Below are 19,487 nucleotides of genomic sequence, written 5' to 3'. Positions count from 1 at the left end.
AGCCTCAGCGGGTTTTGGCATCATTACTTGGCTAACGGCCCACATACACAGGAACCCACTGACAACCATTTTGAATTTCATGAGTGCAACTCCTTCCTTAGTACAAGCAGCGGCATAACCATTACCCAGGTCAGTTTTCACGGACTGCCGCCAATACGCAGCAGTGCTGGCGTCATAGCGCTAACCCTGTTCAGTCTTTACACGCCATGCATCCCCCGCTTTTCACGGAAGCGTCGCCGTTACAGCAATAGCGGTTTGCGTGGCATCCATGACCACACCGGCCATATGCGCGCCGTTTTTGGAGATAGCCGTCACCCGGTTGTTTTTGCCTCCGCCAATCGACGGCAGGCACACGCTTCCCGTCGTCTGCGTCCAGGTGCAACCCAGTGAGTATTGGTCGTTGGTGAGGATATTCAGCCCAACGACATTACCGCCGACGATTGCACCGGCTTCGCCCCATACGCTTCCACTCGGAAAAAGAATGAATGTGATGATCGGGATGGGAAGTGTTGAGGGTAGCCAGGTCATGTACTGGTTTCGTCCATCGGCGGTGTTCTGGGAGACCAATACCTGGCCTATCTCGTTGATATTGATAACCATGTTTTTAGACCCCGAGGATAAGGTCAGCACCAAGGGGGTGGCAGTTTTGCTGCTCCAGAATGCACTTTTCGCCACATTCACCGCCGAGTTTGGATAGAGGCATGTGCCGACGAAGCTTGAGGCCTTAGTGGCACTGTTGACTATGCAGTTAGTGGCGCCAGGGGGCAGGGGCAGGTTGGTCAGGGTATAGAACGATCCGGTTTTTTCCGCGACTCGTGCGGTGGTGTTACCGGCATTGTTCGGGCAATTGAGCGCGATTTGGGGGGTGCCGGTGGCGGGCAGGTTGAGGTCCGCGACGGTGCAATTATCGCCCCAGTCGGACACGCGTTCCGGGGTGCTGCTACCGGTCGCATAAAACACCACGGTACCCCGGCTATCGGCGTTATAGCTTGACCCCGCCACGTCGCCTTGGTCATTGATCGCAACGCCTTCGGTGGCGACATCTTGGGGGCGTAGCAGCGGAATTAACCACGTGGAAGGCAGCGGGTTCAGTTTGGTGGGCGCGGTACTGGGGGACGTGGCTTCCCAGGTCGTCCCGAAATGCGAGTTGCTGGCGTCCCTGCAATCGCCCACTACTTTCCCGGTGTTGGACACTGCCCAAACGCGGCACGGTTGGCCGGTCGCCAGGGGCGGGAGCGCGACCTGGGATCCGCTACCGACGGCCACCCACGGAATATCGTTGGCGGTAGTGCTGGCCGGCGTGCAGTTGCCCACGGTGATGCCGCTATCATTGATGTCGATCGGCGCGCATTGCGCACCTACGGTTACGGCGAAAGGCGTCCATGTGGCTGCATGGGCGACACTCAGGCCTGTCGCATAGAGGCCTAAGCCCAGAAGGGTGATAGCCGATAATTTCATAGTGAGTCCTTCCTTGGGGTGATGCGGTCTACGGGTGCTCTGCGTTACTGCCTGTTACGCGAGAGGGGTGAGCGGGAGTAAAGATTGATCAGCAGATATGCACAACTGTCATATCTGACAGGTCTGCATGAGTGGCTAACGGGAGGGGCAAGGTGTTTTTGCGCGGGCCAATGTGTGAAGGGGCCTGCTCCCGATTGCGGTATGTCAGTCACTGGATACGTTGACTGAACCACCGTAATCGGGAGCAAGCCCCCTTCCACATTGGTTGTATGGTGTTGTCTAGATCGGGTCAGCGCAGGTTCAGGTTGAACCCCACCCGCGTCAGCCACTCGGCTTCCTGACCAAAATCCGCCTGGGTCAGTTGGTTTTCATCCAGCCAGCCTTTCGGGAACACCACGTCCAGGCTGTCGCCGTTGGCACGCAGGGTCACTTGGGGCATTTCTTGGGTACCACGAATATGGTGGAACAGGATCGCAAAGCGCAGCAGCACGCACAGGCGGATCAGCTTGATGCCTTCGTCACCGAATTCAGCGAATTTGTCCTTGGGGATGTTACGGCGATGGCCGCGCACCAGCAGGGCGAGCATTTGCTGGTCTTCGCGGGAGAAGCCGGCCAGGTCCGAGTGCTCGATCAGGTAAGCGCCGTGCTTGTGGTAATGGTAGTGGGCGATATCCAGGCCCACTTCATGCACCTTGGCGGCCCAGCCCAGCAGCTCGCGCCATACGCCGTCTTCCAGGTCCCAGTCTTCGGCCACCTGGTCGAAGGCGTGCAGGGCTTTGCGCTCCACACGGGCGGCCTGTTGCAGGTCGACGTGATAACGCTCCATCAACGAAGTGAGCGTGCGCTCACGCACGTCTTCATGGTGGTGGCGGCCTAGCAGATCATAGAGCACACCTTCGCGCAGGGCGCCGTCACAGTGGTCCATGCGTTGCAGCTCAAGGGCGTCGAAGATCGCTTCGAGAATCGCCAGGCCGGCCGGGAAGATGGTGCGACGATCGGGCTTGATGCCGTCAAAGTCGATTTTCTCGGCATCCCCCAGCTTGAACAGCTTGCGCTTGAGCCACGCCAGGCCTTCGGCATTCACTTCGCCAGTGCCGTGGCCGCCGGCTTTCAGGGCCAGGCCGATCGCGCGGATGGTGCCGGACGAGCCGATGGCTTCATCCCAGGTCAGGCGGTGCAAGGCGTGCTCGATGCTCATGATCTCCAGCCGCGCCGCCGTATAGGCCTGGGCATAGCGCGCCGGGGTAATCTTGCCGTCCTTGAAATAGCGCTGGGTGTAGCTGACGCACCCCATTTGCAGGCTTTCGCGCAGCAACGGTTCGAAGCGTTGGCCAATGATGAATTCGGTACTGCCGCCGCCGATGTCGGCGACCAGGCGTTTGCCGGGGGTGTCGGCCAAGGTATGGGACACGCCTAGATAGATGAGACGCGCCTCTTCTCGGCCGGAGATGACTTCGACCGGATGCCCAAGGATCTCCTCGGCGCGGCGGATGAAATCGCCACGGTTGCGGGCTTCACGCAACGCGTTGGTGCCGACGATTCGCACGGCACCCAAGGGCATGCCGTTGATCAACTGGGCAAATCGCTTGAGGCAGTCGAGCCCGCGCTGCATGGATTCTTCGTTGAGCTGACGCTCGTCGTCGATGCCGGCAGCCAGTTGCACTTTCTCGCCGAGCCGCTCAAGGATGCGGATTTCGCCGTTCTGGGCCTTGGCCACGACCATGTGAAAGCTGTTGGAGCCCAGGTCGATGGCGGCGATCAGGGACAGATTCTTGGCTTGGGATTGCGGCATGGTAAGGGGGTCTCGGTCGATAACCCAGCCATCGTGCCACGATCGACCTTTGGTGCCAACGCGTACCGCTTCGGTAATTTTCCTGCAGGTGTCTGTGAGGAATTCTTGTGGGAAATGTAGGGCGGTTTTCTAAGTTCAAAGAGAACGGGGATTTATCTTTGTAGGAGTTATTAACATTTTGTTGTTTTTATACTGTTTGTGATTTTGCCTACAAGGAAGCGATTAATAGCTTGTTGGTTTTGTATTTGCGCCTACTTAGTCATTCGGCTTGGCTCACTATTTGTTTTTACAGTTCCCACAATGACTGATGCCTAATCTGATTCTTTAGTCAGGTACAAAAACGACAGACTGTCATCCGGCAATTACGCCGTGGTGTTATTTATTTAGGCTCGGAATTTTCGGCCGTCGTAAATGCACCTACTCATTAGAGATGACAGGTTGAATATGAAAAAAATGCTTGGTGTGACAGTGGGTGCTCTTTGCTTGGCCGCCAGTATCGGGGCTCATGCAACGAATGTTGCTGAACTGATTGTACGAGGGACTATCAAACCGGTGGCGTGCAACCTTAGCCTCGCCGGTGGCGGCATCGTCGATTACCAGACAATTCCCGCCTCAAGCTTGTCGCCGACGCAGTTCACGCCTCTTGCAGCAAAAACCGTGGGCTTGAACATCAGTTGCGGCCAAGCACCGGCGCAGTTTCGAGTGATGCTGAGCGACCTGCAATCCGCCAGCAAGGTGACAGGCATCCTCGGTGCCGGGTTCACCGAGGCTCAGAACTATGGCCTGGGCCTTGCCAATAGCAAGCGTACCGGTGGGTACTCCGTAACTCTCAAAAACCTGCAATCTTCCAGCGGGACCCTGACCCCTATCATGCGCAGCAGTCAGGGGGCGGCCTGGCAGAACAGTGACGGTAAAGTCGCCCAATCGCCTTCCCAGTATTCATGGCGTAGCGGCACCACTGTGGTGCCGGCATTCGTTAACAGTCTTACAGGCACGCTTGAAGTGAAAGCCGTTATCAACCGCACGCAGGATTTGGACCTGACCCGTGATGTAACGCTGGATGGTCGCACCAGTCTGTCAGTGGATTACATCTAAGTACGTCATTAATAGCCGACATAAACGCAAAGGCACTTACTTGCCTTTGTTAAGTGTCGGCTGTTTTAGCGTGTGCGTTTGTGGGTGTTCAACTTTATGGCTGTGGGGAAAATCGGTGAATGTTCTATCAATAATCGTGACGTCGTTGCTGCGCTATATAAGCTTTTGCCTTTTTTTGTGCGGTATGGCAGTCGCGGACGGAATGCAGCCCGAGACAACCGTTGTCATACTGAATGAAGAAGAAGGTGAGGCGACACTTAATGTTAAAAACACGGACCCCCGCCCTGCGTTACTTCATTCAGTCATACAAAACATACCGGAAGACCTCGAACCCTTGTTGATCGTGACGCCTCCGATTACGCGGGTGGAGGCGGGCGACACTCAACTGGTTCGCTTCATCAGTACCACGAAGAAACCGCTCAAGACCCAACGCCTGAAACGAGTTTCCTTTGAAGGCATCCCCGAGGCACGTGCGCCTGGCGGTGCGACCATTGGTATCACCCTGCGCCAGAGCCTGCCATTGATCCTGCACCCCAAAGGCTTGGCCAGGCATGACGCGCCCTGGCAGTTGCTGACATGGAAGCGTGAAGGGGATCAGTTGCGGGTCCACAACAACAGCCCTTACGTCGTGCGCTTGGGGATGGAAGTACAACTGCATCCGCAGGCAAGCGTTGCAACGTTGCCGCGAACGTACATCCTGCCGGGCGAAGTGCTGACGCTCGCGTCGGAAGGCTCGGTGGCGGGCGTGGTGGCCGTGGGGATTCAACCGGCCACGGTCTACGGGTTTACGGTGGACAGTTACCGCGCGCCCGTTACGGCTGAGGCGGATTGACGGGCCTATGAAAAAAATCAGGCATACCCGTCGCTCTGCCAATAGCGTGCCGAGCACTATTTCCCAGGCTCGCTCCAGAATTCTGCTGGGGCTTGCGACGCTGTGGAGTCTGCCAGGTAGCAGCGCAGCGGTTGGGTTGGGGGAAGGCTTTGATCTGGCCGCGCTGACCTCCCTTGGGATTGATCCGCAGGTGTCTGAATACTTCCGTAGCGCAGCGCGCTTTCGCGAAGGTGTTCATGTGGTCGGACTGCGAGTCAATGGCACGCCGCTGGGGTTGGTTGACGCCCGTTTCGATTACCAGGGGCAGTTGTGCTTCACCCCTGCGTTGCTGGCAAAAGCCGGTCTGGTTACCCCGTCCAAGGTTCTGCGCGAGGGCATCACCCCTGACCAGGCCTGCCATGATTTCGTTGGGGAATATCCGGCGACCATGGTGCGACTGCGCCCCAGCAGCGACGAGGTCACACTGGTAGTGCCGACCCAGTCCCTGCGTGCGCCGGAGTGGGAGGGCGGGAGTTTTTCCGAGGGTGGCGCGGCCGCGCTCTTCAACTACGACGTATTGGGTTTCGATACCCACGCGCGCAGTGGGTCAAGTCGTTTCGTGTCGGCCTATACTGAGGCGGGATTCAACCTGGGTAATTGGATTGTACGAAGCCGCCAGTTTTATGTGTCCGACAATGGCAAGACGCGCACCGAACAGGTGAATGCCTATGCCCAGCGTGATATCGCGGCGTTGCAGTCGACCTTCCAGGTGGGGCAGATTTCCACCAACAACCCTATATTCGGCGGGGTACAACTGACGGGCTTGCAGTTCTTCCCGGATGGCCAGCAGCGCTCCGGTGCGGGCGACAGCAATGTCGTCGTTGAAGGGCTGGCTCAAAGCCAGTCACGCGTCGAAGTCCGTCAGTCGGGCGCATTGATCCACTCCACCCTGGTGCCGGAAGGTCCGTTCAGGCTGACCGGTTTACCGTTGCTGAACAGCACCAGCGACCTCGACGTGAGCGTGATTGACGTGCGTGGGGCAAAGCGCAGCTTCGTGGTGCCCGCTGCGTCCTTTCTTGGTGGGGCTCCGGTGGAGCCGGGGTACTATTTTTCCCTCGGTAAGGTGCGTGAGACGACCCTCGACAACCAGCAATCCCCTGTGGTTGCCATGGGCAGCGGCACCTGGGGGTTGGGCCAGCGCTCGTCGTTGGGTTTCGGTTTGCTGAGTACCGACGAATATCAGTCGGCAGGCGGATCCCTGAGCAGTGTGTTTTTCCATCAGGTGACCGTGGGCGTGCGCCATAACCTGTCCCGTGATGCTCAAGATGAGGTGGGAGGTGCGCGGAGCACGCTGTCTTTGGGGATTCCGTTATTTGCCAACCTTGATATCAACCTGAGTGCCTCGGCACAGAGCCGTGGTTACCGGGAGGTACTGGACGCCGGCCAGGCGTCGAGGGGGTACGACCTCGATGCGCGTTTCAAGCGCCAGTACACGGCCGGTTTGAGCTGGGCGGACCCGTCCCTGGGTGGTTTCTCCCTCGGTTTCACCCGTAGCTCGCAATTTGACGGGCAATCCAACGATCACCTCTTTGCCTCGTGGAACAACACGTTCAACGGCGTGGGTGTCGCACTGATCGCCGACGCTCAGGTAGACGCGACCGCGCCTCGGGGCCTGGAGCCGATTCGGGGCGGCCGCCGCAACGATCGGCTGGACGAGGGCACGTCTGTCAGGCTGCAAGTCACGGTGCCCCTCGGGACTGATCGGAGTATGAGCACTTACGTCAGTCGTCGAGGTGACCGGCTGGATGCCGGTACCGCCCTCAGCGAGCGGGTCAACGACTATGTGAACTACGAGGTCGGTGTCGATCGGGACATGAAAGAGCGAGAGCAAAGCGTGCGCGGCCGTGTGGACGTCTTGCCGCTGTATACCCGCGTGAGCTTGGGCGTCGACCGTGATCCGTCGAACACCCATTATTCCGGCCAGCTGCAAGGCGGCATCGTGGCCCATGAGCACGGCGTGACCTTCTCGCCTTATGCGGTGCAGGACACGTTTGGCATTGTCTCGGTGGGCGATATCGGAGCGGCCAAGGTTTCGACACCCCAAGGGCCGGTATGGACCGATTTCAGCGGCCAGGCAGTGATCCCCGGGCTGCAGGCCTACAGCAACAACCATCTGCAGGTGCAGACCCAGTCGCTGCCCAAGCGCGTCGACTTGAAGAACGGGACCAAGGTGCTCGCTGCCGGTCGGGGCTCAGTCAATATTCTCAACTTTGACGTGGTGAAAGTCCGTCGCCTATTGCTTGAAGCCCAGGACGAAGAGGGCCGACCACTGCCTCAAGGTGCCGCAGTGTTCGGTGAAGACAACAACTTTGTGACCAGCGTAGTGGGTGAAGGCATGGTGTTCCTGAGCAATATCGATGGGCCGCAAACCCTGACAGTTTCACTGCCGGACGCCAAATCCTGCCGGCTGCAAGTCAATCCTGAGCAAGAGCCTGACGATGACACACTCTACGAAACCGCACCGGTGGTCTGCCATGTTCGCTAAGCGCAGGAGCCTGTGGCTGTTGTGGGTGGCCGTTGTGGCGAGCCAGGCGCAAGCCGACAACTGCCGGATGACCTTGAGCGAGCCCCGGGTCGACTATGGGGTGATTCGTCCTTCGCAAGCGACCTCCGGCCGGGCGACAGTGACGCTGGACACGCCACGTACGCTGCACCTGAGCGTGCTTTGCACGAATGCTTCGACGATGGCGCTGCGTTTCAGCGGTGTCGCCGCCGATGCCCAAGGCTTTCAGTTCGGGCGGCAAGGGCGTTTTACCTTGAACCTGAGGCAGGCTCAGGTCGACGGCAGGCCGGTATCGTGGCAGCCCGATGAAGCCGCCAACGGGCAGCTGTTACCGGGTCGTGCGTTGTATGCGAGCGCAGGCGGTGCGCCGGTGACGGGCCGTCGGCTGACGGCCCAGGTAGAAATAGCGGTTCAATTGCCGGCCAATGCCCTCTCGGTCCGTCGAGAGGTGCTGCTGGAGGGGCATGGCCAGTTCGAACGGGTCAGTGCGACTGTTCCGTCGAACCAATGAAGTTGGCCAGCTCGGCGGTTTGCGGGCTGGCGAACAACACTTTGGGGTCGCCTACTTCATGCACCTTGCCCTGGTGCATGAACACCAGCTTGTCGCCGACTTCACGGGCGAAGCGCATTTCGTGGGTCACCATGATCAGGGTCATGCCGTCCTTGGCCAGTTGGCGCACCACGCTGAGCACTTCGTTGACCAGTTCCGGGTCGAGGGCCGAGGTGATTTCGTCGCACAGCAGCACCTTGGGCGACATGGCCAGGGCGCGCGCAATCGCCACGCGTTGTTGCTGGCCGCCGGACAGGCGATCGGGGAAGGCGTCGAACTTTTCGCCCAGTCCGACGCGCTCCAGCATTTGCTTGGCTAATTGGGCCGCCTTGGCCTTCGGCACTTTCTGCACCACTTGCGGCGCAAGCATCACGTTTTCGCCGACGGTCAGGTGCGGGAACAGGTTGAATTGCTGGAACACCATGCCGACTTTCTGCCGCAGGCTGCGCAGGTCGGCGCGGGCGGCGTCGAGGTATTCGCCATCGACTTCGATCACCCCGTCGTTGATCGACTCCAAGCCATTGAGGGTGCGCAGCAAGGTGGATTTGCCCGAACCGCTGCGGCCGATGATCGCCACCACCTGGCCTTCTTCGACGGTCAGGTCGATGCCCTTGAGTACATGGTGATCGCCGTAATACTTATGCAGGGCGGAAATTCTAAGCAGAGGCATGCAGTCTCCTTTCCAGGTAGCGCGCACTGAGGGACAAGGGGTAACAGAGCAAAAAGTAACCAAGGGCCACCAGGCCGTAGACCATGAAGGGTTCGAAGGTAGCGTTGGCGAGCATGCCACCGGTCTTGGTCAGTTCCGTGAAGCCGATGATCGAGGTGACGGCGGTGCCTTTGACCACCTGCACCGAAAACCCCACGGTAGGCGCGACGGCAATCCGCAGCGCCTGGGGCAGGATTACGTAGCGCAGTTGCTCCAGCGGGTTAAGCGCCAGGCTGGCCGAGGCTTCCCATTGCCCGTGGGCGATGGAGTCGACGCAACCACGCCAGATTTCGGCGAGATAGGCGCTGGTGAACAATGTCAGGGCAATCGCCGCCGCCAGCCAGGGCGAGATATCCACACCGAGCAGGGCGATACCGAAAAACACCAGGAACAGTTGCATCAACAGCGGCGTGCCCTGGAACAGTTCGATATAGGTGCGCGCAAGGTTGCGCGGGAAGGCTTTGCGGCTGATGCGCATCGTCATCACCAGCAAACCGATCACACCGCCGCCGACAAAGGCCACCAATGACAGCAGCAAGGTCCATTGCAGGCCCGTGGCCAGGTTGCGCACGATGTCCCAGAAGGAAAAATCACTCATCGGCTGTTCCTCATCACGAAGCGGCGGCCGATCCAGTTGAGCAACTGGCGAATCATCAACGCCATACACAGATACACCAGCGTGGTCAGGGCATAGGTTTCAAAGGCGCGGAAGTTGCGCGACTGGATAAAGTTGGCGGCAAAACTCAGTTCTTCAGTGGCGATCTGGGAGCACACCGCCGAGCCGAGCATCACGATGATGATTTGGCTGCTCAGGGCCGGCCACACTTTGCCCAGCGCCGGCAGCAGCACGACGTGGCGGAAAGCTTCGAAGCGTGTCATGGCCAGTGCGGCGGCGGCTTCAAGTTGTCCGCGCGGAATAGCCTGAATACCGGCGCGGATGATTTCAGTGGAATAGGCGCCCAGGTTGATCACCATTGCCAGCACGGCGGCTTGCCACTCGGTGATCTTCAGCCCCAGGGACGGCAGGCCGAAGAAGATGAAGAACAACTGCACCAGGAACGGCGTGTTGCGGATCAACTCGACATACACGCCGAAGCACCACGCAAACGGCTGGATCTTCCACGCCCGCACCACGGCGCCGACGGTGCCCAGGGCTACACCGAGGATGGCGCCGATGGCCGTCAGCTCAAGGGTAAACAGCGCGCCACGCAACAGCAGATCGGTATTGGCCAGCACTGGCACGAAGTCAAATTGATACGCCATGAGTCAGCTCCGTCGCTTCAGAGATCGGCGGGCAGTGGCTCTTTCAGCCATTGCATAGCGTTCTTTTCCAGGCTGCCGTCGGCTTTGGCCGCGACCAGGATCTGGTTGACCTTCTCCAGCAGCGCCGGCTCGTTCTTGTTCACGCCCACGTACACCGGCGAGTCCTTGAGTTTCACTTTCAGCGCGGGCACGCGTTTCGGGCTGCGCTCGCTGATAGCCACCATCACTACGTTGCCGCTGGCGATCAGGTCGACTTGGCCGGCGAGGTAGGCGGCGATGGTGGAGTTGTTGTCTTCGAAGCGCTTGATGGTGGCCTCCTTGGGTGCCACGGCGGTCAGCTCGATGTCTTCAATGGCGCCACGGGTCACGCTGATGGTCTTGCCCTTGAGGTCGTCGGTGCTGCTGATGGCCGCTTCAGGCGGGCCGAACACGGCCAGGTAGAACGGTGCGTAAGCCTTGGAGAAGTCGATGACCTTTTCCCGCTCGGCGTTCTTGCCCAGGCTGGAGATCACCAGGTCGACCTTGCCCGTGGTGAGGAAGGGAATACGGTTGGTGCTGTTGACCGGGGTGAGTTCCAGCTTGACCTTGAGTTGGTCAGCCAGCAGCTTGGCGGTGTCGATGTCCAGGCCGCGGGGCTTCATGTCAGGGCCGACCGAGCCGAAGGGCGGGAAGTCCTGGGGCACGGCGACCTTGAGGGTGCCACGGGCGACGATGTCGTCCAGACCGTTGGCCTGGGCGGGTGCCTGGCTCAGCATGAGGCTGGCAAACAGGGCAGTAAGCAGGGCGCTGTAGCGCTTGGTCATGGCAACTCTCCGAGAAGGGCGAAGGAATTTTCTGGATTTGCTCAGTGCACAGCCCATGCCATCACTCTCAATAAAGCCTGCAAGCCAGGGATTTATTGCGTTGCGATGGTCGGACTGGTCTGAACAGTTCGCGGGTTTTTCGCACCCTTTTCGAGCGTCGGCAAAACCTCGCGAGCCCCTTTGGGGCGTGGCTTGCCGCCGACGGCGAATAGCTTTACAACTAGCCGCTCAGTTGACTGGAACCTTGAGTTTTCTATGAATTCCATCGCCCAAGCCGTACCGGAAGCGGCCCTGCAGGCCATTCGCAAACTGATCAAGGACCAGGGCTTCGGGCCGGGCGATGCCTTGCCGTCGCAACGGGATCTGGCGGTGCAATTGGGGGTGAGCCGAGCGTCGTTGCGCGAGGCGTTGTCGTCCTTGAGTGCCCTGGGTGTGGTCAGTGTTCAGCCTGGCAAGGGTGTGTTCGTGCAGGCGGCCGAGGAGTCGCCGGGGTTTACCTGGCCCTTTGCGGCTCAGGCCACGCCGCTGGATATCTTCCAGTTGCGCTATGCGCTGGAAGGGTTTGCGGCGGGGTTGGCGGCGGTGACGCTGACTGTCGATGAGCTGGACAGCCTGGAGGATAACGTCGAGGCCATGCGCAAGGTGCTCAAGGCCGGCGACTTTGAAGCCGCTGCCCGGCTGGACTTCGAATTCCATCAGCGCGTCCTGATGGCCAGCGGTAATCAGGCGATGGTGAGCATCCTGAGTGCCAGCGCCGAGGTGTTCCTGGAGAGCCAGAAGCTACCGTTCATCCGGCCGGAGCGGGCCATGGAAACCTGGCAGGAACATCGCAGGATCCTGCGCGCCCTGGCCCGGCGCGCCAGTGCGGCGGCGCAGAAAAGCATGCAGGAACACGTGCGCAATGCGGCGTTGCGCACGGGCATTGCCTTCGTGACTCCCGTCACGCCGTGAGTTGGGCTATACCCAAACTCATGCACCGCCATAGCAAGACTCAATCAGAGGCGGCTTCCTGAACGGTGGAAGGGCGGCTATGATGGGCCACGTTTTTTTTGCTTACAATCCGGAGACATCCATGAGCAACGATCTTATCAAGCACGTCACCGACGCGACCTTTGAGGCCGAAGTACTCAAGGCTCAAGGCCCGGTGCTGGTTGACTACTGGGCTGAATGGTGCGGCCCTTGCAAAATGATCGCTCCAGTCCTGGACGACATTGCGACCACCTACGAAGGCAAGCTGACCATTGCCAAGCTGAACATCGACGACAACCAGGAAACCCCGGCCAAGCACGGCGTGCGTGGTATCCCGACCCTGATGCTGTTCAAGGACGGTAACGTCGAAGCGACCAAAGTAGGCGCGCTGTCGAAGTCTCAGTTGCAAGCGTTCCTTGACGCGAACATCTAAGCGTCGTCAAAAAGGCCCCGCAAAATAGCGGGGCTTTTTCGTGAAACAGGGCTAGACGCTCCGAAACTCAGGTGGTACATTCGGCCCCGCACTGGTTTCTCCACTGCCCCCTGCATGCCGTCGCCGACGCACTCCTTTTCGATTAGTACGCGATCCTGTCGCCTTCTCTGCGGCGCGGCCTCATTAAGCCAAAAGCTTAATTTCCCCCCTCCATAAATGATTACGTCATTCCTATATGAATCTGACTGAACTCAAGCAAAAGCCGATTACCGACCTGCTCCAGCTGGCCGAAGAAATGGGCATAGAAAATATGGCCCGTTCGCGCAAGCAGGACGTGATTTTCTCCCTGCTGAAAAAGCACGCGAAAAGCGGCGAGGAAATCTCCGGTGATGGCGTGCTGGAGATTCTCCAGGACGGCTTCGGCTTCCTCCGCTCTGCTGACGCCTCCTATCTTGCCGGCCCAGACGATATCTACGTCTCGCCGAGCCAGATCCGTCGCTTCAACTTGCGCACCGGTGACACCATCGTTGGCAAGATCCGCCCTCCGAAGGAAGGCGAGCGTTACTTCGCCCTGCTCAAGGTCGACACGATCAACTTCGATCGTCCCGAGAACGCGAAGAACAAGATTCTCTTCGAGAACCTGACCCCGCTGTTCCCGACCGTGCGCATGAAGATGGAAGCCGGTAACGGTTCCACCGAAGACTTGACCGGTCGTGTGATCGACCTGTGCGCCCCGATCGGCAAAGGCCAGCGTGGTCTGATCGTTGCACCGCCGAAAGCCGGTAAGACCATCATGCTGCAGAACATTGCAGCGAACATCGCGCGTAACAATCCTGAAGTTCACCTGATCGTGCTGTTGATCGATGAGCGTCCGGAAGAAGTGACCGAAATGCAGCGCACCGTGCGCGGCGAAGTGGTTGCCTCCACGTTCGATGAACCGCCAACCCGTCACGTACAGGTTGCCGAAATGGTGATCGAGAAGGCCAAGCGCCTGGTCGAACACAAGAAGGACGTGGTGATCCTGCTCGACTCCATCACCCGTCTGGCCCGTGCCTACAACACCGTGATCCCGAGCTCCGGCAAGGTATTGACCGGTGGTGTCGATGCCCACGCCCTGGAAAAACCGAAGCGTTTCTTCGGCGCCGCGCGGAACATCGAAGAAGGCGGCTCGCTGACCATTATCGCCACCGCATTGGTTGAAACCGGTTCGAAGATGGACGAAGTGATCTACGAAGAGTTCAAGGGTACCGGTAACATGGAACTGCCCCTGGACCGTCGCATCGCGGAAAAACGCGTGTTCCCGGCGATCAACATCAACCGCTCCGGCACCCGCCGCGAAGAGTTGCTGACCGCCGACGACGAACTGCAGCGCATGTGGATTCTGCGCAAGCTGCTGCACCCGATGGATGAAGTGGCTGCCATCGAGTTCCTGATCGACAAGCTGAAAACCACCAAGACCAACGACGAGTTCTTCCTGTCGATGAAGCGTAAGTAATACGACGTTTCAGGTCCGAAAGAATGGCGCCCTCAGGGGCGCCATTTTTTTTGTGCCGTTTTTTAAGCATTCTCCGTAACCAAATACATCGCGATAAGCTGCCAGCCGCCGCCATAGCAGGTAGGATGTACGCCTATTTTACGGGTGGCATGGTTAATGAAATTCAAGGATCTTCGGGATTTCGTGCAGCAACTTGAGCAGCGCGGAGAGTTGAAACGTATCCAGATGCCGATTTCCCCGGTGCTGGAAATGACTGAGATTTGCGACCGTACCTTGCGTAACAAGGGCCCGGCGCTGCTGTTCGAGAACCCGACCGGCTTTGATATCCCGGTGCTCGGCAACCTGTTCGGTACGCCCGAACGCGTGGCCTTTGGCATGGGCGCCGAGTCAGTCAGCGAATTGCGCGAGATTGGCAAGTTGCTGGCCTTCCTCAAGGAGCCCGAGCCGCCCAAGGGGCTCAAGGATGCCTGGTCGAAGCTGCCGATCTTCCGCAAGATCATTGCCATGGCCCCCAAAGTGGTCAAGGACGCGGTGTGCCAGGAAGTAGTCATTGAAGGCGATGATGTCGACCTGGCCATGCTCCCGGTGCAAACCTGCTGGCCTGGCGACGTCGGCCCGCTGATCACCTGGGGCCTGACCGTCACCAAAGGTCCGAACAAGGATCGCCAGAACCTCGGTATCTACCGCCAGCAAGTGATCGGCCGCAATAAGGTGATCATGCGTTGGTTGAGCCACCGTGGCGGCGCGTTGGACTTCCGCGAATGGTGCGAAAAACACCCCGGCAAGCCGTTCCCGGTCTCCGTGGCACTGGGTGCCGACCCGGCCACCATCCTCGGCGCCGTGACCCCGGTGCCCGACAGTCTGTCCGAATATGCCTTCGCCGGCCTGTTGCGCGGTAACCGCACCGAACTGGTGAAGTGCCGCGGCAACGACCTGCAAGTACCGGCCACTGCCGAAATCATCCTGGAAGGCGTGATTCATCCGGGTGAAATGGCCGATGAAGGCCCGTACGGCGACCACACCGGCTACTACAACGAAGTCGACAGCTTCCCGGTGTTCACCGTCGAGCGCATCACCCACCGGATCAAGCCGATCTACCACAGCACCTACACCGGCCGTCCGCCGGATGAGCCGGCTATCCTGGGCGTGGCGCTCAACGAAGTGTTCGTGCCGATCCTGCAGAAGCAATTCCCGGAGATCACCGACTTCTACCTGCCGCCGGAAGGCTGCTCGTACCGCATGGCCATCGTGACCATGAAGAAGTCGTACCCAGGCCACGCCAAGCGGGTAATGCTCGGTGTGTGGTCGTTTTTGCGACAGTTCATGTACACCAAGTTCGTTATTGTCACCGATGACGACATCAATGCCCGCGACTGGAACGACGTGATCTGGGCCATCACCACGCGTATGGACCCCAAGCGCGACACGGTGATGATCGACAACACGCCGATCGACTACCTCGACTTCGCCTCGCCGGTGTCGGGCCTGGGTTCGAAGATGGGCCTGGACGCCACCCACAAGTGGCCGGGTGAAACCACCCGCGAGTGGGGCCGGGTGATCGTCAAGGATGAAGCCGTCACCGCCCGTGTCGATGCGATCTGGAAAGAATTGGGAATAGATTGATGCGAGTAACCCTGCAACCTTCCGGCGCCGTGCTGGAGCTGGTCCCTGGCGAGCGAATCCTCGAAGGCGCGCGCCGCCTGGGCTACGAATGCCCCCAGGCCTGCCGCAACGGCGTGTGCCATGTGTGCGCCGCGCTCTTGGTGGAAGGCCGGGTGCAGCAGGCCGGTGAAGTGCGTGATCACGGCGAGTTCTACACCTGTATCGCCGAGCCGCTGGAAGATTGCATTGTGTTGTGGGATGGCGTGCTGGCGCCGGGAGAGTTGCCGTTGCGCAAGTTGTCGTGCCAATTGAGTGAATGCGTCGAGGTGGGTGGCGATGTGTGGCGCGTGCGCCTGCGTGCGCCGGCCGGCAAGGCGGTGCGTTACCACGCCGGGCAATACCTGATGATCGAGCGCGAGAACGGTGAGCAGTCCGCGTTCTCCCTGGCCTCGGCACCCCATGCCGGGCGCGAGCTGGAGCTGCATGTGCTGGCCCGCGAGGACAGCGCGCGCACCTTGCTTGCGCAACTGCAACGCAACCAAATGGCTCGCGTAGAGCTGCCTTTTGGGGATACTCACCTGGCCGAGCTGCCGGACGGGCCGCTGGTGTTGATCGCCGCTGGCACCGGCATGGCGCAGATGCACAGCCTGATCGAGCATTGCCGCGCCTCCGGCTTCAAGCACCCTGTCCACCTGTACTGGGGCGTGCGCCGTCCGGAAGATTTCTATCAGATCGAACACTGGGACCAGTGGCTGCAACTGCCCAACCTGTTCCTGCACAAAGTCGTCAGCGACCTGTGCGGTTGGGAAGGGCGCTGCGGGCTGTTGCATGAAGCGGTGTGCGAAGACATTGCCGACCTCAAGTCGGTGCACGTCTACGCCAGCGGTTCACCGGCGATGATATACGGCACCCTGGATGCGCTGGTGGATGCCGGTATGGACGCGCACCAGATGCGTGCGGACGTGTTTGCTTACGCCCCTCGGCCCTGAAGCGATCACCTGCATCACGGATGTACGCTGATCAAACTGTGGGAGCGGGCTTGCTCGCGAAAGCGGTGGGTCAGTCAGTGCATGTGTCACTGAACCACCGCATTCGCGAGCAAGCCCGCTCCCACAGTGGACTGCGTCGTGTCTGTGTCAGAAGCGCACGCCTGTGGTCACCATCGCGGCATTGAACCCCAGCAACACTAATTCCGCCGCCACTGGCCCGTAATGGGTGCCCACCGACGGAATGATCACCGGCGCTACGCCAAAACGGTTCAACGGGATCTTGTCGCGGTACTTGCCGCGATAGCCCTGGATCGCCCCGCCCGTCAGCTTCACATACACCGGATAGTCGGCCATATCGTAGCGCTTGCCTGCGTACGCATAGTACGAGCGCTGCCGGAACGAGTTGCGAAACGTCGCCCCGCCATACACAAAGCCTGACGCTTCATTGCGCTCCAGGCCGATCAGGTCCTGGTTGTTGTTGTGCTCGGGGTCGGGCGCAAAATGCCGGGTGTAGACGCTCGTCTGTGCGTACCAGAAGCCTTTGTCGTCATCGGTTGCGGGTATTTCGCCCGCCAGTGCGGTGGTGGCCTGGGCCAGGAACAGCAGGCCAGGCAGTCGGAATCTTTTCATGGGTACGACCTCGATAGTCGGTGTGATGGACGGCTAGGTGGGTCGTGATGGGTGTGCACTATTTTGACGGTTTGGTGTGCTCCCAGGCTGAACCGGGGCTGAAAGTGACGGAATTGGCACGCGTAATGCTGACGAATGGCTGTCGGGCATATATCCGTACTTATTCACTTACGGTATTTAGTGTCTTATACAAATGTCCTTAAGCTATATCTGAGACAGGCGGCTTATTGCTGCAGGTTTTATTACGGTAAAGTTGCTTACAACTGGTAATACATAGGAGGCGTAACGCTCTTCGTCATGACCGCCATTGAAACTGATCTTTTGCAATTGGCTTACCCTCCGCGGCTCGATCTTGGGCCGCAACTCACTCACGAACAGTTAATGAGCTCGATGCAGGCCACCATGGCCCTGCATAAGGGTGGGCCGGTCTGGCTTTTCGCTTATGGTTCGCTGATCTGGCGCCCTGAATGCTCGTCGACCGAGCGGATGCGGGCACGGGTTCATGGTTATCACCGGGGCCTGTACCTGTGGTCCCATGAGCATCGGGGAACACCGGAAATTCCGGGGTTGGTCTTTGGGCTGGATCGCGGCGGCTCCTGCAGCGGGTTTGCCTACCGCTTGCCGGAAGATCAGCTGGAGGCCTCGCTCTACGCTTTGTGGCAGCGCGAGATGCCTTATCCCTCCTACCGGCCGCATTGGCTCAGTTGCCGTCTCGAAGATGGCAGTACGGTGCAGGCGTTGGGATTTGTCTTGGAGCGGCACTTGCCCAGCTATGCCGGCAACTTGCCCGACGTTGTGCTGAACCATGTGTTGCAGAGCGCTTGCGGGCGTTACGGCACGACTCGCGATTATGTCGAGCAGACCGTCAACGCCCTGCGTAGCCACGCCATGCCAGATAAGAACCTGGAGGCGCGGCTCAAGCGTTGTGCAAAGAGTTGCTCAGGCGGTTAGCGCGCCGAGCTGACGCTGTTGGTGTGCCACAGCGTTGGGATCAAGAAGGCGATGGCCAATAGACACGCGCCGATCAGCAGCACGAAACCACCGTCCCAGCCGAAATGGTCCACGGTGTAGCCCATGGCCGCACTGGCCGCCACCGAACCCCCCAGATAACCGAACAGACCGGTGAAACCCGCGGCGGTGCCGGCGGCTTTCTTCGGTGCCAGTTCCAGCGCCTGCAGGCCGATCAGCATCACCGGGCCATAGATCAGGAAGCCAATGGAGAACAGCGCGATCATGTCGACCATCGGGTTGCCCGGCGGGTTGAGCCAGTACACCAGGGTCGCCACGGTCACCAGTGCCATGAACACAATGCCGGTGAGGCCACGGTTGCCACGGAAGATCTTGTCCGACATCCAGCCGCACAGCAGGGTGCCCGGAATACCGGCCCACTCGTAGAAGAAGTACGCCCACGACGACTTGTCGACCGTGAAGTGCTTGGCTTCTTTCAAGTAGGTCGGCGCCCAGTCCAGCACGCCGTAGCGCAGCAGGTAGACGAATACGTTGGCGAAGGCGATGTACCACAGCATTTTGTTACGCAGCACGTATTTGACGAAGATTTCCTTGGCGCTGAATTCGTCTTCGTGGCTGGCGTCGTAACCTTCCGGGTAGTCGTTCTTGTACTTCTCGATAGGCGGCAGGCCTACCGATTGCGGGGTGTCGCGCATGGTAATGAAGGCAAACGCCGCCACCAGCAATGCCACGGTGGCCGGCACGTAGAACGCCGCATGCCAGTCGTTGAACCAAGCCATGCCCAGCAGGAACAGCGGACCGATCAGGCCGCCGCCGACGTTATGCGCCACGTTCCATACGGAAACCACGCCGCCGCGTTCTTTCTGCGACCACCAGTGCACCATGGTGCGTCCACTTGGCGGCCAGCCCATGCCTTGGGCCCAACCGTTGATGAACAGCAAAATGAACATCATGGTCACGCTGGACGTCGCCCAAGGTGCGAAACCGAAAATGAACATCACCCCGGCGGAAACCAGCAGGCCGAAGGGCAGGAAGTAGCGTGGGTTGGAGCGGTCGGACACCAGGCCCATGAGGAACTTGGACAGGCCGTAGGCAATCGCAATAGCCGACATCGCCAGGCCGAGTTCGCCTCGGGTATAACCCTCGTCGATCAGGTAGGGCATAGCCAGGGAGAAGTTCTTGCGCAGCAGGTAGTACCCGGCGTACCCGAAGAAAATGCCGGCGAAGATCTGCCAGCGCAGGCGTCGGTAGGTACTGTCTATTTTTTCTTCAGGCAGGGGCGCCTGATGTGCGGCAGGACGAAAGAAAGCAAACATTCAAGAGCTCCAAATTTCTTGTTTTGACTGCGGATGCGAA

18 protein-coding genes are annotated in these 19,487 nt (G+C 59.5%); 10 read left to right on the top strand and 8 right to left on the bottom strand.

The genetic code is table 11. The features are described 5' to 3' along the window. Window positions 1-222: 222 nt before the first annotated feature. Together PF1751_RS26865 and ppx are read right to left on the bottom strand one after the other, a co-directional pair. Complete coding sequence (locus PF1751_RS26865; protein ID WP_010207415.1) at window positions 223-1,458, bottom strand: hypothetical protein; 1,236 nt, start codon at window positions 1,456-1,458, stop codon at window positions 223-225. Window positions 1,459-1,747: 289 nt separating this feature from the next. Continuing rightward, entirely contained in the window at window positions 1,748-3,250 is a 1,503-nt protein-coding gene (ppx, locus tag PF1751_RS26860) for an exopolyphosphatase (protein WP_010207414.1), read from the bottom strand. Between the two features lie 444 nt (window positions 3,251-3,694). Between ppx and PF1751_RS26855 the strand changes: the two genes are divergently transcribed. The 4 genes from PF1751_RS26855 to PF1751_RS26840 all read left to right on the top strand — a co-directional run bounded on the left by PF1751_RS26855 (window position 3,695) and on the right by PF1751_RS26840 (window position 8,230). After that, window positions 3,695-4,345, top strand: coding sequence for a DUF1120 domain-containing protein (locus PF1751_RS26855; RefSeq protein WP_029529026.1), 651 nt, complete (start codon window positions 3,695-3,697; stop codon window positions 4,343-4,345). 130 nt (window positions 4,346-4,475) lie between these two features. Continuing rightward, on the top strand, window positions 4,476-5,177 hold the full coding sequence (locus PF1751_RS26850; protein WP_370737445.1) for a fimbria/pilus chaperone family protein: 702 nt from the start codon (window positions 4,476-4,478) through the stop codon (window positions 5,175-5,177). 7 nt (window positions 5,178-5,184) lie between these two features. After that, a complete protein-coding gene (locus PF1751_RS26845; protein WP_226994532.1) occupies window positions 5,185-7,701 on the top strand; it encodes a fimbria/pilus outer membrane usher protein in 2,517 nt (838 codons plus the stop codon). Then, window positions 7,691-8,230: a DUF1120 domain-containing protein gene (locus tag PF1751_RS26840; protein WP_044288049.1), complete on the top strand. Its 540-nt coding sequence runs from the start codon at window positions 7,691-7,693 to the stop codon at window positions 8,228-8,230. The genes PF1751_RS26845 and PF1751_RS26840 overlap by 11 nt, the downstream gene beginning before the upstream one ends. Here the strand turns inward: PF1751_RS26840 and PF1751_RS26835 are convergent. The 4 genes from PF1751_RS26835 to PF1751_RS26820 are packed head-to-tail and all read right to left on the bottom strand — an operon-like array spanning window position 8,202 to window position 11,044. Further along, a complete protein-coding gene (locus PF1751_RS26835; RefSeq protein WP_010207409.1) occupies window positions 8,202-8,939 on the bottom strand; it encodes an amino acid ABC transporter ATP-binding protein in 738 nt (245 codons plus the stop codon). The two genes, PF1751_RS26840 and PF1751_RS26835, sit on opposite strands and share 29 nt — an antisense overlap. Continuing rightward, window positions 8,926-9,576 carry an amino acid ABC transporter permease gene (locus tag PF1751_RS26830; RefSeq protein WP_010207408.1) on the bottom strand — a complete coding sequence of 217 codons (651 nt, stop codon included), beginning with the start codon at window positions 9,574-9,576 and terminating at the stop codon, window positions 8,926-8,928. Before PF1751_RS26830 ends, PF1751_RS26835 begins: the two co-directional genes overlap by 14 nt. Beyond that, window positions 9,573-10,241, bottom strand: a complete 669-nt coding sequence (locus tag PF1751_RS26825; protein WP_010207407.1) for an amino acid ABC transporter permease — start codon at window positions 10,239-10,241, stop codon at window positions 9,573-9,575. Before PF1751_RS26825 ends, PF1751_RS26830 begins: the two co-directional genes overlap by 4 nt. A gap of 17 nt (window positions 10,242-10,258) precedes the next feature. After that, window positions 10,259-11,044, bottom strand: coding sequence for a transporter substrate-binding domain-containing protein (locus tag PF1751_RS26820; RefSeq protein WP_010207406.1), 786 nt, complete (start codon window positions 11,042-11,044; stop codon window positions 10,259-10,261). A gap of 255 nt (window positions 11,045-11,299) precedes the next feature. Between PF1751_RS26820 and PF1751_RS26815 the strand changes: the two genes are divergently transcribed. The 5 genes from PF1751_RS26815 to PF1751_RS26795 all read left to right on the top strand — a co-directional run bounded on the left by PF1751_RS26815 (window position 11,300) and on the right by PF1751_RS26795 (window position 16,532). After that, window positions 11,300-11,995 carry a FadR/GntR family transcriptional regulator gene (locus PF1751_RS26815; protein ID WP_044288048.1) on the top strand — a complete coding sequence of 232 codons (696 nt, stop codon included), beginning with the start codon at window positions 11,300-11,302 and terminating at the stop codon, window positions 11,993-11,995. 121 nt (window positions 11,996-12,116) lie between these two features. Then, window positions 12,117-12,446 (top strand): thioredoxin TrxA, encoded by a 330-nt coding sequence (gene trxA / locus PF1751_RS26810; RefSeq protein ID WP_010207403.1) that lies wholly within the window; start codon window positions 12,117-12,119, stop codon window positions 12,444-12,446. A 235-nt stretch (window positions 12,447-12,681) separates the two neighbouring features. Then, window positions 12,682-13,941 (top strand): transcription termination factor Rho, encoded by a 1,260-nt coding sequence (gene rho, locus PF1751_RS26805; protein ID WP_003176825.1) that lies wholly within the window; start codon window positions 12,682-12,684, stop codon window positions 13,939-13,941. A 156-nt stretch (window positions 13,942-14,097) separates the two neighbouring features. Then, entirely contained in the window at window positions 14,098-15,564 is a 1,467-nt protein-coding gene (gene ubiD, locus PF1751_RS26800) for a 4-hydroxy-3-polyprenylbenzoate decarboxylase (protein ID WP_003176824.1), read from the top strand. Then, a complete protein-coding gene (locus PF1751_RS26795; RefSeq protein ID WP_010207400.1) occupies window positions 15,564-16,532 on the top strand; it encodes a CDP-6-deoxy-delta-3,4-glucoseen reductase in 969 nt (322 codons plus the stop codon). Before ubiD ends, PF1751_RS26795 begins: the two co-directional genes overlap by 1 nt. 147 nt (window positions 16,533-16,679) lie before the next feature. On the opposite strand, the gene PF1751_RS26790 is transcribed toward PF1751_RS26795, so the two are convergent. Beyond that, on the bottom strand, window positions 16,680-17,162 hold the full coding sequence (locus PF1751_RS26790) for a hypothetical protein (protein WP_010207399.1): 483 nt from the start codon (window positions 17,160-17,162) through the stop codon (window positions 16,680-16,682). Window positions 17,163-17,459: 297 nt separating this feature from the next. Between PF1751_RS26790 and PF1751_RS26785 the strand changes: the two genes are divergently transcribed. Continuing rightward, window positions 17,460-18,113 (top strand): gamma-glutamylcyclotransferase, encoded by a 654-nt coding sequence (locus PF1751_RS26785; RefSeq protein WP_021492624.1) that lies wholly within the window; start codon window positions 17,460-17,462, stop codon window positions 18,111-18,113. On the opposite strand, the gene glpT is transcribed toward PF1751_RS26785, so the two are convergent. Beyond that, window positions 18,110-19,447, bottom strand: a complete 1,338-nt coding sequence (gene glpT / locus PF1751_RS26780) for a glycerol-3-phosphate transporter (protein WP_010207397.1) — start codon at window positions 19,445-19,447, stop codon at window positions 18,110-18,112. The two genes, PF1751_RS26785 and glpT, sit on opposite strands and share 4 nt — an antisense overlap. Window positions 19,448-19,487 lie beyond the last annotated feature (40 nt).

Source organism: Pseudomonas simiae (assembly GCF_000934565.1).
Classification (GTDB): domain Bacteria; phylum Pseudomonadota; class Gammaproteobacteria; order Pseudomonadales; family Pseudomonadaceae; genus Aquipseudomonas; species Aquipseudomonas simiae.
This window is presented reverse-complemented; position numbering and strand designations above follow the sequence as displayed.